This is a genomic window from Mesorhizobium sp. NFR06, assembly GCF_900115245.1.
Taxonomy (GTDB): domain Bacteria; phylum Pseudomonadota; class Alphaproteobacteria; order Rhizobiales; family Rhizobiaceae; genus Mesorhizobium.
This window is the reverse complement of record NZ_FOVT01000001.1, coordinates 862900-879877: the sequence shown is the minus strand read 5'-3', so window position 1 is coordinate 879877 and position 16978 is coordinate 862900. Positions and strand designations below refer to the sequence as shown.

Annotated in this window: 14 protein-coding genes; 6 read left to right on the top strand and 8 right to left on the bottom strand. The window is 61.5% G+C overall.

The genetic code is table 11. From position 1 onward, the window contains the following. Positions 1-83: 83 nt before the first annotated feature. Positions 84-263, bottom strand: coding sequence for a hypothetical protein (locus F3H96_RS04050; RefSeq protein ID WP_149790619.1), 180 nt, complete (start codon positions 261-263; stop codon positions 84-86). Between the two features lie 266 nt (positions 264-529). Between F3H96_RS04050 and F3H96_RS04045 the strand changes: the two genes are divergently transcribed. After that, the gene (locus F3H96_RS04045) at positions 530-988 is read left to right on the top strand and encodes a DUF4440 domain-containing protein (protein ID WP_149790618.1); all 459 of its coding nucleotides are present in this window, start codon (positions 530-532) and stop codon (positions 986-988) included. A gap of 1030 nt (positions 989-2018) precedes the next feature. Here F3H96_RS04045 and F3H96_RS04040 read toward each other — a convergent pair. Continuing rightward, positions 2019-3038, bottom strand: a complete 1020-nt coding sequence (locus F3H96_RS04040; protein WP_149790617.1) for an NAD-dependent epimerase — start codon at positions 3036-3038, stop codon at positions 2019-2021. 89 nt (positions 3039-3127) lie between these two features. Between F3H96_RS04040 and F3H96_RS04035 the strand changes: the two genes are divergently transcribed. The 5 genes from F3H96_RS04035 to F3H96_RS04015 are packed head-to-tail and all read left to right on the top strand — an operon-like array spanning position 3128 to position 10801. Beyond that, a complete protein-coding gene (locus F3H96_RS04035; protein ID WP_244619887.1) occupies positions 3128-5920 on the top strand; it encodes an AMP-binding protein in 2793 nt (930 codons plus the stop codon). Further along, positions 5917-6900 (top strand): NAD(+) synthase, encoded by a 984-nt coding sequence (gene nadE, locus F3H96_RS04030; protein WP_149790616.1) that lies wholly within the window; start codon positions 5917-5919, stop codon positions 6898-6900. The genes F3H96_RS04035 and nadE overlap by 4 nt, the downstream gene beginning before the upstream one ends. 5 nt (positions 6901-6905) lie before the next feature. Further along, positions 6906-8927 carry an asparagine synthase (glutamine-hydrolyzing) gene (asnB, locus tag F3H96_RS04025; protein ID WP_149790615.1) on the top strand — a complete coding sequence of 674 codons (2022 nt, stop codon included), beginning with the start codon at positions 6906-6908 and terminating at the stop codon, positions 8925-8927. Next, entirely contained in the window at positions 8924-10477 is a 1554-nt protein-coding gene (locus tag F3H96_RS04020; RefSeq protein WP_188131273.1) for an AMP-binding protein, read from the top strand. The genes asnB and F3H96_RS04020 overlap by 4 nt, the downstream gene beginning before the upstream one ends. Positions 10478-10525: 48 nt before the next feature. Beyond that, entirely contained in the window at positions 10526-10801 is a 276-nt protein-coding gene (locus tag F3H96_RS04015) for an acyl carrier protein (protein WP_149790614.1), read from the top strand. A 17-nt stretch (positions 10802-10818) separates the two neighbouring features. On the opposite strand, the gene F3H96_RS04010 is transcribed toward F3H96_RS04015, so the two are convergent. The 6 genes from F3H96_RS04010 to F3H96_RS03985 are packed head-to-tail and all read right to left on the bottom strand — an operon-like array spanning position 10819 to position 16943. Beyond that, entirely contained in the window at positions 10819-11511 is a 693-nt protein-coding gene (locus F3H96_RS04010) for a class I SAM-dependent methyltransferase (protein ID WP_149790613.1), read from the bottom strand. A 55-nt stretch (positions 11512-11566) separates the two neighbouring features. Then, complete coding sequence (locus tag F3H96_RS04005) at positions 11567-12826, bottom strand: polysaccharide biosynthesis/export family protein (RefSeq protein WP_149790612.1); 1260 nt, start codon at positions 12824-12826, stop codon at positions 11567-11569. Beyond that, a complete protein-coding gene (locus F3H96_RS04000) occupies positions 12813-14078 on the bottom strand; it encodes a hypothetical protein (protein ID WP_149790611.1) in 1266 nt (421 codons plus the stop codon). The genes F3H96_RS04005 and F3H96_RS04000 overlap by 14 nt, the downstream gene beginning before the upstream one ends. After that, positions 14075-15079, bottom strand: coding sequence for an SDR family NAD(P)-dependent oxidoreductase (locus F3H96_RS03995; protein ID WP_149790610.1), 1005 nt, complete (start codon positions 15077-15079; stop codon positions 14075-14077). Before F3H96_RS03995 ends, F3H96_RS04000 begins: the two co-directional genes overlap by 4 nt. A 56-nt stretch (positions 15080-15135) precedes the next feature. Beyond that, positions 15136-15810 (bottom strand): sugar transferase, encoded by a 675-nt coding sequence (locus tag F3H96_RS03990; protein WP_149790609.1) that lies wholly within the window; start codon positions 15808-15810, stop codon positions 15136-15138. Beyond that, the gene (locus F3H96_RS03985; protein ID WP_149790608.1) at positions 15807-16943 is read right to left on the bottom strand and encodes a DegT/DnrJ/EryC1/StrS aminotransferase family protein; all 1137 of its coding nucleotides are present in this window, start codon (positions 16941-16943) and stop codon (positions 15807-15809) included. The genes F3H96_RS03990 and F3H96_RS03985 overlap by 4 nt, the downstream gene beginning before the upstream one ends. Positions 16944-16978: the final 35 nt, after the last annotated feature.

Below are 16978 nucleotides of genomic sequence, written 5' to 3'. Positions count from 1 at the left end.
ACCGCTTGCGCTGTTCCGGCGTCAAAGCGTGATTTGTGCTGGAGGTCCCGATCGTTGCGGCTGGCGGCGAGGCACTCGTGGCACTAGATGATCTTGACCAGATCCCAATGCATGCAGGGCTGATCCGGTCCGAACCCCCGCACCAACTCTGCAACGTCCAATCTGACTTTGCGTTTGCACGTGCCGCAGTAGACTGAAATGCCTGTGCCGGCTTCGAGCTTCTTGCCGGGCGTGTCTTCGACGAAAGGGTATTTGTTCGACATTGGCGATCCTCGCTAGCCAAAGGGTCGCCGCACCGGGAGGATTATATTCCTCGTTCGGCTGACGCTGGCAAGTGTGGATCACCATGGCGGGATTGTCATTGCATTAGCGCAAGCGCATATTATCCCTGCAAGCGGCCTGCTACGCCCCCGTCTGTAAGGACATTCATTGGGCGCGCCGATGTCCGACAACACCCGGCAATTACTCGCCCTCGTCGTCCTCATCTGCAGATGGTCTTCGCTGGCTGGCTATCAAAGGGAGGACTTCGATGCGCTACCTTCTAGCCACATTTTGTTTCCTCGCACTAGTTGTCGGCGCTGGCCAACCTGCAGGTGCCCAGACAGCCCAATCAAGCATAGAGGCGAACAACGCGGACTTTGTTGCGAAGTTTGCCGCCAAGGATGCGACGGGCCTGGCTCAACACTATACCGAAGACGCGGTAGCGTTTCCTCCCAACGAAGAGCGGGTCGCCGGTCGCGAAAGTGTTCAGAAGATGTGGCAGGGCTGGATCGATGCAGGATTGACCGATCTGACCCTCAAAGCGGCGCAGGTCGAGGAGAGTGGCAATCTCGCCTATGAGGAGGGCGCCTACTCCATCAAGATTCCCGGTAGTGATGGCAAGACCAGCGAGGAAATCGGCAAATACATCGTCGTTTGGAAGAAGGGCGCCGACGGCGAATGGCGACTGCATCGGGATATTTGGAATGCGAACCCTGCTAAGAAGTAGAGGTATCACTCCCGTTCCATTGTCTTGACGCAACCGGGCGGCGCATCGGATCTCTCATCGTCTCGCCTCAGTATGGGGCGCAAAGAAGCAGCGGATATAGGAAAACGGCGGCGACAAGCAGATATGATACTGGCTGTCTTCGCTCTGCACGTCGAGTCTGGAGTGATAAACCCATGGCTTCGGAAGAACCCCTCGAGAAAAGCTCCCTCAATCTTTCGAGCATGTCGACGGCCGGAGGTCTCGACGAACTGATCAAATTTCGTGGCGTCGCGGCTACGTCGTCATCCTTCAATCCGCAACGCCTGCTTTCCGTAGGCCGTCGAGCCAGTGATCTAGGTCCTCCTGCCTACGATATGGAGAGTCGCGCTTGTAGTCAGACAGAGTGAAACCTGATTTCCGTTCAAGGCATCTGCCCCAGGCCAATCGTGCCTCTTCGGCGCGATCGGTGAAGAGGTCGAGGTCATCCTTGAGGCAATGCAGAACCGCGCCCACCCGGGGATCTAACTTTTGATATTTAAATCACCGCGCCCTGTGCGACGTCGGCGAAGGCGGCCTTTATTCGCCCTCGATCTGACGTCGCACGGTCCGAGACAATTCCAGTGCCTTCTTCTCATCGGGCATGCGGCTGACAATCGGATCGGTAAGAATCCAGCCGCTCGCGTACAAGGCCGTCCCGCCGTGGCTTTGCGAACCTCCAACCGGCGTCTTTTCCGCGGCCCGCGCAGAGCGCTGATGTCTGACGCGGTCCTTCGACATCCCGAGGGTCAGATGCAGCAGGGCGGATAAGCATTGTTCGGGAAACGAACCTCGAGGCGGCGCGGTCCCTGCAGAAGGAAGTCGGCCTGCGTTTTCAACATGGCGACGGCGTCGATCTTTTCGAAAGCAACGGAACGGCGGCTCTAGAGTCGCGTGCATTCCGCGAGACTGGGCGACGGGAGTACAGCCGGCTCCAACCAACCGCTTCCGCAGCTTTTGGCGGTCGTATCCATCGGCTCACCCGTCTCCTCCCGGCTGACCATGGCTGCGCGCATCATGCTCGATAGAATTCCCGGTACCATTCGACGAAACGCCGGACCCCGATCTCTATCGAGATTCTCGGCCTGAAGCCGGTCGCTTCCTCGAGCGAACTGACGTCGGCATAGGTCGCCGGGACGTCGCCGGGCTGGAGCGGCATGAGGTTGCGTATCGCCTTTCTGCCCAGCGCGTCTTCAAGCAGTTCGATCAAGTGGTTCAGCTCAACCGGCGAACTGCCGCCGATGTTGTGGATCCTGAATGGCGCATTGCTGGTCGCGGGGTCAGGCGCGGCGCTGCTCCATTCCCTGTTGGCCGTCGCAGGCAGCGGCATGACGCGGGCAACGCCCTCGACGACGTCGTCGATATAGGTGAAATCGCGCCGCATGTCGCCATGGTTGAAGACGTCGATCGGCTCGCCCGCGAGTATGGCCTTGGTGAAGATAAACAGGGCCATGTCCGGCCGCCCCCATGGCCCATAAACGGTGAAGAACCGCAGACCCGTCGTCGGCAGTCCGATCAGATGGCTGTAGGCATGTGCCATCAGCTCGTTGGCCTTCTTGCTGGCGGCGTAGAGGCTGAGCGGATGATCGGCCGAATCGTGAACGGAGAACGGCACCCGCTTGCTGCCGCCATAGATCGAGCTCGAGGATGCATAGACGAGGTGGCCGACTGAAGCGTGGCGGCATCCTTCCAGGACATTGAGGAAGCCGATCAGATTGCTTTGCCCATAGGCGTAAGGATCGGCCAGCGAATGACGAACGCCGGCCTGGGCCGCGAGGTTGACGACGATTTCTGGATCGGCCGAGGCGAAAAGCGCCGAAATGCGATCCCGGTCGGTGAGATCGACATGCTCGAACCGGAAATGCGGAAATTCTTCCAGCTGATCGAGCCGGGCGCGCTTCAGGTTGATATCGTAGTACTCGTTCATGGAATCGAGGCCGACAACTTGCCGGCCATCAGAAAGCAGTCTCCGGCACAGATGAAAGCCGATGAAACCGGCTGCCCCGGTGACAAGAACAGGCCTGCTTGATGTCACGGCATGTCCCAAGAGTTAAATTGCGACCTAATTCACGCGCGCTTCCACCTCGCCTTCATTTATCCCGAGATGCATCATCAGAATGAGCGATGAAAGATCTGCTGGGCGGATTAATAACGGGACTTCATCTCCAGCTCAGGCAAGCCATGCTCCCGGCATATGTGAAGGCACCAGCGGCGGACCAGGATCTTGATGCGGCTCCTCTTCCGTCAGGGCCCGCCAAGTGGACAGAGGTGCGCGATTATGCCCTGGACGAGGGTGGACCTACCTTGCGGCCATATCCGCCTCTGCCAGCCGGATTCGCGGAAATCGGGATAGGTCCGCTGCTGCACACCATCGCCGGGCAACATCCGGATAAAGTCGCCATCAATGACGGTGCCGACGAACTGTCATATTCGGCGCTCGGCGCCGCCGTCGAGACCCTCGCCCGCCGAATTGCGCGGGCCGTTCCCGAAGGAAGCCCCGTTGGAATCTGCCAGCCATCCTCCGTCTGGAGCGTGGTTGCAATGCTCGCAACGATGGCCGCCGGACGGGTTTCAATCCCGCTTAACGCAAGAGATCCCAGCCCCCGGGTCAAGGAGATTGTGGCAGCGGCCGGGCTCTCGGCCATGCTGGGCGTGGGAGAGCGGCCCGGCGATCTGGCTGCGGATGTCCAATGGCTCGACATGGCCGCAAGTTCGCCCTTGGACCATGACCTGTTGGCGACGTCCGTTCCGCAGCCTTCCGTCGATGCGCCGGCCATCATTCTCTATACGTCCGGCAGTACAGGGCGTCCCAAGGGCATCGTCAACAGCCAACGCGGCCTGCTGCGGCGCGTGCAACAATATGTCGACGCGTGTCACATCAATTCGCAGGATGTTTTCCTCCCCGTGGCGGGCCTAGCCACCATAGCCGGCTGTCGGGAGATCCTGGCGGCCATTCTCACTGGCGCCACCTTGCAGCTCGTTGAACTGGAAGCCATAGGCCTGCGCGGCGTTCGCGCGAGGATGCAAGAGCAGGGCACGACCGTCACCTATCTCGTGCCTGCCTTGCTTCGCGCGCTCATGGCCAACGCGCCACCCGACACCTTCAGCTCGCTTAGAGTAGTCCGCGTCGGGGGCGAGAAGGTGCTTTGGACCGACATCGCGCTTCTGCGCAAGGCCGTCCCGCCGAATTGTCTGATCCAGATAGGCTATTCGTCGACTGAAACGACAGGATCGCAGTGGTTCCTTCCGTCAGAGCCGCAGGACACCGAGCCCGACGTGCCGGTGGGGCGCCTTTTGCCGGGGATCGCATTCGCGATCGTGAACGAAAACGGCCACGTTGTCCTGCCCGGGGAAACGGGAGAACTTGTCATCAAGAGCCCCTATGTGCTTCTCGGCCATTGGGAGAATGGCGCCGTCATCCCAATCGAAGCGGACCCCGACGCTCCGCACGAACGGATTTTTCCGACCGGTGATCTCGTACAATTGAACAGCGATGGTCTGTTGAGGATCGTTGGCCGAAAGGGTCGCCAGATAAAGATCAACGGTCGACGTATCGAGCCGGCCGAGCTCGAAAGAGTTCTGCGGTCCGCCCCGTCCGTTCAGGACGCCGTTGCGATCGTGACGGAGGCGACCGAACTCGTCGCATTCGCGGTTCCAAGCAATTCCGCGGGTCCAGACTTTGTGGACGAGCTCCGCCAGTTGGTTGCAGACACGCTGCCCCCACCCTTGCGGCCTCTCAGGCTTCACCGCGCGGGTGAGATCCCGCGCCTCAGTGGTGGAAAGATCGACCTAGCTAAGCTCGGGAAGATGGACCTCCTGGCCAGGAAGCCGGCTGCCTCAGCCGATCCGCCGGTTCCGGGTAACGACCTGGCGGTGGGTCAGGTGGTGCAGAAGGCATGGAGCAAGGTTCTCAACACGCGAGCGGCTGTCGGAAGATGGGACGAGGCCGGAGGAGACTCGCTGAAGCTGCTGCACTGCGTGATGGAGATCGAAAATCTCATCGGCCAGGAACTCGGGCTCGAGAGCTTCACGATCGGGATGAGCGCCGATGAGATGGTAAAGGCTGTCGTCGCGGCGCAAGCAGCCGCATCGGGCAAAGCCGGTCCCGAGCATGACCCGCCGCTGCTTTTCCTGTTTCCCGGTTCCGTCGGTTACGGACCAAGCCTGGCTGCCTTCGCTTCGGCCATGGGGAAAACAGCGAAGGTTGTTCCGATCAGGTATCCGGGCCTGACGATGATCCTCAACGGGCAAAAGGATCTGGCGAACATGGTAGATGCGGCGGTCCAGCAGATCAACCGCACCCAACCGTCAGGCAATGTAAGGCTGCTTGGCCACTCGCTCGGCGGGGCGGTCGCGCTGGAAGTCGCCGTGCGCTTGCTCAAGGCAGGACGGTCGGTAAGGTTCGTCGGCATCCTCGACACGAGCCTCGAGGGCGAGCGCAGCCGCCGTTGGGAGACGGTTACCCGCACGGTGCGCCGGCTGCGGTCCAACCGCATCTCGTTCCATCGCGTCGCCTGCCGCGCCCTGGCGAAGATCGCGGTCAAAATCGGTTACGAAACTCGTCTCGCTCGCGCGATCGACCGCTACACCGACGGCCAGTTCAATGGAGCGTGCTTCCGGATCAAGCTGGAACTGCAGGAAGTCTTGCGGGCGCAGGCGTTTTTCCGCTGGTTGACGGAACCCAAGGCGGCTCTTGCGATCCAGGGAACCCTGTTTCGCTGCGCTCGTCCGGGCATGTCCCGCGCCATTGGCTGGGATCGCGTCTTTTGCGACCTGCAGGTGATTCCGATCGTCGGCAGTCATATCGATCTCGTCGTCGCGCCGCATGTCGAGACCAACCGTCCATTGATAGAAAAGGCCATCCTGCAGACTTACACGCCGGCTGAATCCCTGCGATTGGAGCGCCAGCCGGCATGATCTCGAGATTCACCCGCGAAGTGCTGACGTTGGATGCCGCCGCGGAGGCAGACCGCATCGTGTCATCGACGCGCGAGCAGGTTCTGGTCACGCTTCGGCGACGCGGAGTGGTGGTTGGACTGTCGGGCGGCATCGACAGCTCCGTCGTCGCATCCTTGTGCGTGCGTGCTTTCGGCAGGGACAAAGTCCTCGGCATCTTCATGCCGGAGCGCGACTCCTCAGGCGACTCGCTAAGGCTCGGACGTGTGGTCGCAGGCCAGCTCGGCATCGACACCCTGGTTGAGGATATAGCCCCGGCGCTTGATGCCATCGGCGCCTATCGCCGGCAGATCGAGGCCATACGCTCCGTCGTTCCAGAGTATGACGAAGGCTGGAAGTGCAAACTGGTGCTGACCTCGGTCCTGAAGAGCCAAGGCCTCAACATCACCCGCCTCACAGTTCAAGACCCTGACGGCAACGTCGACACTGTCCGGCTCCCGACCGCGGCCTATCTGCAGATCGTTGCCGCGACCAACTACAAGCAACGCATCCGCAAGATGACCGAATACTATCACGCGGATCGCCTCGGCTACGCCGTCGCGGGAACGCCGAACCGGCTCGAATACGACCAGGGTTTCTTCGTCAAGCAAGGCGACGGCACCGCCGACGTCATGCCGATCGTGCACCTCTACAAAACCCAGGTTTACCAGCTGGCGGAATATCTTGGAGTGGACGAAGAAATCCGCCGCAGGCCGCCGACCAGCGACACATTCTCCATGGCGCAGAGCCAGGAGGAATTCTACTTCGCGCTGCCTTACCACCTGACGGATCTATGCCTCTATGGCGTGAATCACGGCGTATGCGCGGACGACGTCGCCGTGGCGGCTGGGCTCACCGGCGGCCAGGTCGAGAAGGTCTTCAAGGACATCGAGGCCAAGCGTCGGGCAGCCCGGTATCTTCACGCCAGGCCATTGCCGTCCGTGCCGATGGATGTGGACTGACGTGGATGTGCGGGATCGCCGGAATACTGGCGCTGAACGCCACCGCCGAACCGCCCTCGCGCGAAGCATTGTTGCGCATGGCTGGCGCGCTTGCGCATCGCGGCCCCGACGAGCGTGGACTGTACCGCGACAGACGCGCGGGGCTGGCGCACGCCCGTTTGTCGGTCGTCGATCTTCAACATGGGCAGCAGCCCCTCACAGACGCTGACGGCCAGGCGTGGATCGTCTTCAATGGCGAGGTTTTCAACTATCTCGATCTGCGCGACAGGCTGATCGCCCTCGGCCATCGGTTCCGTACCCGCAGCGATACTGAAGTCGTGCTGCACGCTTACCGGGAATGGGGCCGGGCTGCCTTCGAGCGTATGAACGGCCAATGGGCGCTGGCAATCTGGGACCCGGCCGCCGGCCAGCTTATACTGTCGCGCGATCGCTACGGCATTTGCCCGCTGCATTTTTGCGAGCATCGCGGCCGCCTCTTTTTTGCCAGTGAAGTCAAAGCGATTTTCGCGGCTGAGCCGGCAATTCCCCGCGCGTTCGATCCGGCAGGCATCGACCAGACCTTCACCATGTGGACGGTTGTTCCTCCGCAGAACGTGTTTCAGGGCATCCGGGAACTCCAGCCCGGACATGTACGCGTCTACGAGATGGGCACGGCGCACGAATATGCATTCTGGCAACCGCGTTTCCCGGAAATCGACGATGAGGACAAGGGACGATTTGGCGGCTCCCTGGACGAGGCGGTCGAGGAGGTGCGACTGGCGCTGGAAGCCGCGACGGCATTGCGGATCGTGCAGGCCGACGTGCCGGTTGGCTGTTACCTCTCGGGCGGGTTGGACAGTTCGCTTGTCGCCACGCTCGGAAGACGCTTCGCCGGCGAGCGTTTCCAGACTTTTTCGCTGCGTTTTGCGGACGCCGAATATGACGAGACCGATTTCCAGCGGCTCGTTGCCGCCCGGACCGGGAGCGAGCACCATGAGGTGATCGTTAGGCGCAGCGACATTGCGGAGGTATTTCCCGAGGTAATCCGCCACACTGAGCGGCCGATCCTGAGGACCGCGCCGGCACCGCTGTTCCTGCTGTCGAAGCTGGTGCGCGAATACGGCATCAAGGTGGTGCTGACCGGCGAAGGCGCCGACGAGATGTTTGCCGGCTATGACCTGTTCCGCGAGGGCAAGGTGCGCCGCTTCTGGGGACGCCAGCCCACTTCGACCCGACGCCCCCGACTGCTCGAGCGGCTCTACCCTTACCTGTCGCGCTCGCCGGTTCATCAGCAAGCGATGGCGCGGCAGTTCTTCGGCCGCAATATTCATGCTCACGATGCGCCGGGCTTTGCGCACGACACGCGTTGGCGCACGACCAGTGCCATCAAACGCCTGTTCTGCCGGGATATGCGGGCCGTCTCGGAACGCCGCGACGCCGTGGCTGAGCTGCTTTCGACATTGCCGGCCGAGTTCGCGCGATGGAGCACCCTCGCCCAGGATCAGTATCTCGAGACCCGGACTTTGATGTCGGGCTATCTGCTGTCCTCGCAGGGCGACAGGATGCTGATGGCTCATTCGATCGAGGGCCGCTTCCCCTTCCTGGATGACAACGTCGTCGCGTTGGCGAATGCGCTTCCCGATGCCTACAAGCTGCGGGGCCTCGATGAGAAGCACGTGCTGAAGCGCGCGGCGGCGCCGATCCTCCCGCCGCAGGTCGTTGCTCGAAAGAAGCAGCCCTACAGGGCGCCGAACGCGCTCAGCTTCTTCGCCGCCGATGCCCCGGCCTACATTGCCGACGCATTGTCCGAGACGGCGTTGCGAGCGGCGGGCGTCTTCGATCCGCAGTCGGTTGCCGGCCTGGTCGGCAAGTGCCGGGCCAGAGCCGGCGAGGGCGACATGTCCAATTCCGACAACATGGCGCTGGTGGGCGTCTTGTCGACGCAGCTTCTGCATCAGCAATTTGTCGCAAGCCGTCCAGCCGGCGCCACAGGCCCAGAGCTCAGCATCGACGCCGACTACGAGCATCGGGAAAGGGAGCCAGCATGATACACGGTGCCGTGCCGCTGCTGCACGATTATCTGATCGACTCCGCCAGCCGGCTCGGCGACAAGGTGGCGCTGGTCTGCAACAGGCGACGCGTCACCTATGGCGAGGTCGACGAGCGCTCCAATGGGATTGCGCAATGTCTGGTATCGGCCGGCGTGCAACGCGGCGACCGGGTGATGATCTTCGCCGACAACACGGTCGAGACGGTTGTCAGCTTCTGGGCGGCGCTGAAGGCAAACGCCGTCGTGTGCGTCGTCAACCCGCTCACCAAAAGTGAGAAGCTCGACTACCTCCTCAAGGATTGCCAACCGGCGGCGCTGATCACCGACCAGCATCTGCGCTCGGTGTTCGGCCAACCGCTCCACAATTGCGGTTCGCTGCGAAAGGTGATCGTGTCGGGGCCTATCGAGGACGACGAGCTCAGCCGGCTGCCTCGTGCGATGCGCTGGGACGCGGCCGCCGAAAGGACTCCAGTCGTGCCGGCGCGCAAATCGATCGACATCGATCTCGCCGCGATCATCTATACGTCCGGATCCACAGGCGAACCCAAAGGGGTGATGCTGACGCACCGCAACATGACGGCGGCATGCACCTCGATAGCATCATATCTGGAACTTCGCGAAGACGAGGTGATCCTCAACGTCCTGCCCCTTGCCTTCGATTACGGCCTGTACCAGATGCTGATGGCCTTCCGCATGGGAGCCCGGCTGGTTCTCGAACGTTCATTCGCGTTTCCGGCGCAGATTCTGCAGCTCATCAAGGACGAGAAGATTACAGGTTTCCCTGGGGTGCCCACCATCTTCGCGTCGCTTTCTGAGCTGAGGTCGCTGAAGGATCACGACTTTTCGAGCATTCGCTATGTCACCAACACCGCGGCCGCCCTGCCGCTCAAACACATCAGCATGCTGAGGGAGTTGTTTGCTGGCGCCCGCATCTATTCGATGTACGGCCTTACCGAGTGCAAGCGCTGCACCTATCTGCCGCCGCAAGATCTCGAGCGGAAGCCGCTGAGCGTGGGTATCGCGATCCCCAACACGGAAATGTGGATCGTCGACGAGAACGACAGACGCGTCGAGCCCGGCACCGTCGGCCAGCTTGTTATCCGTGGCGCGACGGTGATGAAGGGCTACTGGGGCAAACCGGAAGCGACGGCCAGGAAGCTGAAGCCCGGTCCCTTGCCGGGCGAGCAGGTCCTCTACACCGGAGACTACTGCCGAATGGACGCGGACGGGTATCTCTACTTCATCGGCCGCGGCGACGAGATCATAAAATCCCGAGGCGAGAAAGTTGCGCCGAAGGAAGTCGAGAACGTGCTGGTGAATATCCCAGGCGTCAAGGAGGCCGCGGTGGTCGGTGTCCCCGACGAGCTTCTGGGCCAGGCGGTGAAGGCGTTCGTCGTGATCGAGCAAGGCCGGATTGTCGGCGAGAAGCAGCTTCAAATGGAATGCCAGAAGCGGCTCGAAAGCTTCATGGTCCCGAAGTCAATCGTCATCGTGCCCAGCCTGCCGAAGACGGACACGGGAAAACTCAAGAAGGTGGCTCTTTCGTAGCGCTGTCGGACGGCACGCGCATTTTTCTTTGTTTGGAGGGTGGATTAGATGGATTCGATTTTGGCAACCAAGCCGGCGGGCGACATTTACATCAAGCCAATTCGGGATTTCCTGGCTTCGAACTTCTACATCGCCGATGCGAAATCCCTGAGCACCACCGAATCGCTGCTCGATCAGGGCATCGTCGACTCCACCGGGGTGCTCGAGGTCATCGGCTTCATCGAAGAAACCTTTGGCATCACCGTCGAGGACAGTGAGCTGCTGCCGGAGAACCTGGATTCCATCCAGGGAATAGCGCAATTCATTGCCAGCAAGCGCGGATAGGCTCGACCCGGCTCCGCTCAGCCCTGCGGCTTGGCGTATCCGAGGACGACTCGCACCTCACCGGCGGAGTTGGTGACGGCGCGGATATCGTCATAGCGCCGGCTGCGCTCCAACAGGCTTGCTACCTGGCGCTCCTGGCCCAGGCCGACTTCGAACAACAGGGCACCGGCGGGCCGCAGATATCGCAGGGCGTCTTTCACCACACGCATGTGAATGGCGATGCCGTAGGGTCCGGCCGCGAAGGCCTCGCGTGGCTCGAGAGCGACCAGATGGGAGCGATCGCCGTCAAGCCGCTTTTCCGAGATGTAGGGCGGGTTGCATACGATGACGTCAATCGTGCCCGGCGGCACCGAGGTTGAGAGAGGTTCGAACAGATCGCCCTGGAGGACCGATACCCGGCCGGCCAGACCATGATGGGCGATGTTGCGGCGCGTCGTGTTCACACAGCCGTCGGTGAGGTCGCTGGCCCAGATCCGCGCCGTCGGAACATGATGGGCAATCGCGCAGGCGAGGTTGCCGGCACCGCAGCACATGTCGACAACGCGCGGCGCCGGAAGATCCATTTCATGCAAGACGTCGACGGCGGTCGAGCCCAACAGCTCCGTCTCGGGCCTCGGAACAAGCGCACCGGACGCAACATGCATCTTCATTCCCATGAAGACTGTGCTGCCTCTGCCATAGGCGTCCGCGACGTCGATATCTGCGCTCAAAGCTTGTCTCCACCACGAGATCGAGCGCTCGCCGAGCGGTGCCGAAGCATCGGCATTATTGTGCCGCCGCGCTCTCTAGTTCGTTGCTGAACCTGACTTCGATCGTGTCTCCTGGCGCGACCTCGGCATCCTCGTCGGAAGCCTGCTTGCGCCACTGTCCGTCGACATTGCGAACGATTGTTATCTGAGCCTTAATGGTTTCGCCGGCGATCGACAAAGGCGCGGCGGTTGCACCCAGGGGCTGCAACTTCTGGCTGACGGCGCGAAGCCTTGCGCTGATGTCGGCCAACCGGACCTCCGTGTCCCGCAACTCGTTCAGCAAACCGATGCGCCTTTGATTCTCGTTGCGCTCGAGCTGCCTGGCAAAATCCTCCTGCTGGCGCCGCGTTCTCATGAGTTCGACCGATGTTTCCAGCGCCCGGCTGGACGAAAGCAGGACAGAGCGCCGGACATCGGCTAGCCGGTTGTTGGTCAGGTTGCCGGCTTTGAACAGCCTGGTGACCTGCTCCAGGTCGTCCTCGTCCGCCTTCACGCCGGCCGCCTCGTCCTGCTCGCGCTTCAACAGCGCCTCGACTTGCGCCGCGGCATCCTTGACGCCTTTTTCCACGAAGCTCTGCTCTTGCTGAAAATTCTCGAGGGAGAGTTTCAGCGCATCTGCTTCAGCCTTCGCTACTCCCGCTGCCAACGCGGGAGAAAGGGGAGAGCCTTGCGGAGGCTGGGCGTCAAAACTCGCCTGTTTGTCGAGTTCCGCGCGCAGGCGGGCGCTGTGGAAGTAAGCACCGGTATACTCTCCCCAGATCATCTCATAATCGCGCCGCAGGTCCGTCGGATCCGGGCCTGCCTGGTTGGCCCGCGCCCGCAAAAGGCTGAAGCCGCCGGCCACCGCGATCGCCTGTCGCACGGTCATGAGCGGACGATAGGCCTGCTGTCCCGGGGTAAGCACATCGCCGGTCACATAGACAGGACGATATTCGGCAATGACCGCCGTCACGTCGCTCGGTCTCACGACCGTCATCTGTTCGCGGCCGTCAGGCATGCGGATGTGAAAGATCTTGGTCGGCAAAATCGTCTGCATGCGCGTCTGCAATTCAGGCGCCGTCAAACCGCCGACCGAGACCGTGCCGGCATCGGGCAGCACTATCGTGCCGTCCATCTGGACAACGGCTCGCTCGGTCCGGCCGGGAATCGAGGTTATTCCGATTTCGACCGTGTCGCCCGGCGAAATCCGGTAAGCCGACGTATCGGCCGCGGCGGCTATCGGAACGCTGCCCAAGACCGCCAGGACCGCGAGGAAGAACCGGCTAATGCTGGTCATTGGCGACAACCTCCTTCGGATTTTGCTGTTCGTTCCAGTCGAGGCGGGAGACGAACTCGTAAACCGGACCACCCGGCACGCCCCAATTGCTCGACCAGATCACCTGGGAGCCATCCGGAGAAGGCGACGCATGCGTCTCGCTCCAGTAGTCCGAGGGAGGATTTCGCGTCTGCACGATGCGACGGACGGCGCCGCTGCCGTCGATGCGAAGAGCGATGACCTCGCGCGCATAAGGAGCCCAGCCCGGATTGGCCGATACCTCGTCCGGATTGCCGCCGTAGCTCAGGAAGACCCAATCGCCCCTGGCCACGGCGCGTGTCGATGCATGCTCCGCCTGGCCATATGCTGTAAGGGACGTCGCCTTACCGTCCGACAGCCTGCGCTTGATTATCTGGAACTTGTCGGGAGCGGATTTACTGATGCCGACATAGACTTCGCTGCCGTCAGCGTCGACCGTCAGATCGCCATGGCCCGGCCGGTGATGATCCGTCCATCTCTGGCGCAAGGTGCCGTCAACCGTGAAGATGGCCCGCTGCTCCGTACCGTCGGCGCGGTTTTGGAAACACAGGATATACGTTCCGAGCGGGGAGATCGTGCAGGAACTCGCCGTCCCGGGGACCTGAGAAAGGTCGATGTCCGGGAATTTCGACCGCCGGTTCAGATCATAGGCAAAAACGACGTCCGCGCCGTCCTTGCGGATTGCGCGGACCGCGATGCGACTTCCGTCCCGGCTTGGATTGCCCTTCGAAGGTCCGAATTGCAGATCGTGATAATCCGGCGATGTGAAAAGAACGTCTTCGTGGTTCGTCCGCGGCGCCCAGGTCGAGACCGCCCGATCTTGAACACAGATCATCAATTCGGCGTTTCGAGGATGCCATTCGCACTCCCCCCCTCTGCGGCGCCAAAACAGCGCCACATAGGTGTGCCCATCGAGAAAGCACATTCCATTGCAGCCATTGTCGAGGAGCAGCAACGTCTGGTCCGCGTTCCAGGCTTGCGCGCTCGAATAGCGATGGCTGCAATATTTGGGTCCGCAAACCACACCATTTCCAAGCGCCCCGGGCTTGGTGACGCGAACGATGCTTGTGCCGAACGCGGGGTCCGTCGCGGGGTGAAGATACGCCGGCAGCTCCATCGCAATCGGCGCGACGAAGCCGGTGGACGCGTTGCTCCCCTGACCGCCGGCCGGCCGCAGACTGAGAAATGCGGCAATACAGACCAGCAACAATGCGGCAAGCGCGGAGAGCTTCATGTCATGTAGCCCATCTCATGACGTACCAGGCCCCTGTTGAGGCGCGCCCGCCACCACGCGATGGTGCGTCTCAAACCTTCGCGCAGCTCCGTTTGCGCGCTCCATCCTGTTGCGTTCGCAAGCCGGGATGAATCCGCCAGCAGCGCCCGGACCTCGGAATTTTGCGGGCGCAACCTGCTCTCGTCGCGGTGGACGGGCTTGTTGGAGCCGCTCAACTCAAGCACCAGGTCCAGCACGTCCGATATCGTCACGGCACGCTGGCTTCCGGCATTATAGGCACGCCCGAATTCGAGCTCGGCAGAGCCTGCGCTGAGAAACGCCGCGGCGGTGTCTTCAACGAAGGTAAGGTCGCGAACCGGACTGGTATCTCCCACCATGATGGCACGGCATTTTTGGTCGAGGGCCTGCCTGATGAGGGTCGGAACGATTGCCCGTTCGCTCTGCCGCGGTCCGAATGTGTTGAACGGACGAAGCACCACGACTGGAACGTCGAAGGAGCGAGCGTAAGATTCCGCCATCATGTCGGCCCCGATCTTGGAGGCCGAGTATGGCGATTGACCCTGCAGCGGGTGAGTTTCGTTGATCGGCATGGTCAGGGCGGTGCCGTAAACCTCACTGGTCGAGGTGTGCACCACGCGCTCGGTGTCCCACTGCCGCGCCGCTTCAAGGACGTTTACGGTGCCCAGGACGTTGGTCTCCACGTATGACTGGGCGGCTGCGTAAGAATACGGAATGGCGATCAATGCCGCGAGATGAAATACGACGGCTTGGCCGCGTACGATCCGGTTCAGGAACGCGCTGTCGCGAACGTCGCCGCGGACGAGTTTGAGCTGGGATCTGACGTCGTCCGGCAGATCGTCCAGCCACCCATGGCTGTCGAACGAGTTATAGAGAGCCAACGCCGTCACATCGGCCCCGCCGCGAACCAGAGCTTCAGTCAGATGCGACCCTATAAAGCCATCCGCGCCGGTGACCAGAACTCTCTTTCCCTTGTAGGTCATGACTCGACCTCTTTGACCCTAACTTTGCAAGTGCCGCGAGCGACCGCACGAAACGTTCATGTGCCGACTGGACGATCCGCGGTCATGCCAAGAACGATTAGAACACCTCGAATGATGAGTATCGCGTCCGAGACGATGGTGCGGCGACCATAGTAAGAAAGATCCATCCTCGCCTTTGCCGGAAACAGAACTTCCTTGTAGAAAACGGTCGGCTCGACGTCCCTGGGATAGAAAAGCGCTTCATGGCGGAACATGATCTGAGCAGGGCCGAACAAGCCCGGCTTGTACTGCAAAACAGCCTCATAACCGTCTCTGAAACATTCGGCGAAAGATAGGCTCTCGGGGCGCGGACCGACGATGGCCATTTCGCCTTTGAGGACGTTCCACAGTTGCGGCAGTTCATCCAATTTGCTGGAAGCGAGAAGCCTGCCCACGGCCGTCATCCGGGTGTCATTGGCAAGGGTCAGCGCAAGGCCGCCCGCATCGCATCGCGGATCGAACTTCCGGAACTTGTACATACGGAAAAGCTGGCCGCCGGCGCCTATGCGCGGCTGGACAAAAAGTATTGGGCGACCACCTTCGATCAGCAGCGCCACGGCAACAAACAGCATGAGCGGCGACAGGACGATCAGCGCCGCGGATGCGGCAATGATGTCCATGGCGCGTCGGCCGCGTCCGTGGCTTACACAGCTCATTGCAAGCTTGCGAATGGGCATGTCGAAAGCGTTCATGCCGCTGTCCCTGCCCGAGCGCCGATGCTGAGGGCGGACGCCAGAGCATCAACCACGGCCTCAGCCACGGGCGACGTTATCTGGGGATGGAGTGGAATGGTCAGCTCACGGTCGGCGAAATCCTCCGTGCGCGGCAGGTGAACCCCGGGGAAGAGTTCCCGGTAGAGCGTCATATGATGCACGGGCGGATAGTGAATTGTCGTCTGTATGCCCTGCGCCCGCAACTCATCGATGACGTCTTGCCTGCTGACGTAGCGCGGCAAGAGGATCGGCATGATGTGATATGCGGAGGGGCGCGTTTCGGCAAATGGCAGGGAGATGGCCGGACAGCGCATGGCGATGAGGCGTCGATAGAGCGCGACAAGTATGCGTCTGACCTCATTCCATTCCTGCAGATTGCGAAGCTGAACCAGGCCGATGGCAGCCCGCATTTCATCCATGCGATAGTTGAAGCCCAGCATGGTCACGTCATATTGCGGGGTGCGGCTGTTCAGTCTCTGACGCGTGCCGGTGGTCATGCCGTGGCCACGCGCCTGGCGGATCTTCTCGCGCAAGTCGGGGTCGCGCGTAATGACCACGCCGCCTTCGGCGGTGGTCATGTTCTTGTTGCCGTAGAAGCTGAAGGCCGCTCCGGCGCCAAAGGTCCCAACCTCCTTCAGGCCGGGAGCATGTGCCGCGTCCTCGATGATGTAGAGCCCTCGCACGCTTGCGAATGTCTGCCACTGCTCCTTGTTTGCAAGATAGCCCGCAAAATGGACCAGGATCACAGCTCTGGTGCGGGGGGTGCACTTCGCTTCGGCGTCTTCGACCGACATCAGCGGCACGTCATCGGATTCTATATCGACGAAGACCGGCTTGGCACCAACGTACAAGACCGCGTTGACGGTCGCCACAAACGTCAAGGAAGGCACCAGAACCTCGTCGCCGGGCCCGATCCCGAGTCCATACAGAATCAGGTGAAGGGCTGCGGTGCAGGAGTTGACGGCGACGCAATCGTCAGCACCGTGCATGGCGGCAAATGCCTCTTCGAATGCCCTGACCCGCTCGCCCATCGTCAACCAGCCGCTGTCGATCACTTTCGACAAGGCGGCCTTCTCCGGCACACCCAACATGGGGGCACTAACCAAGAGCATCCCAACCTCCCGGTGAACTTTCGCACGCGCCGAAA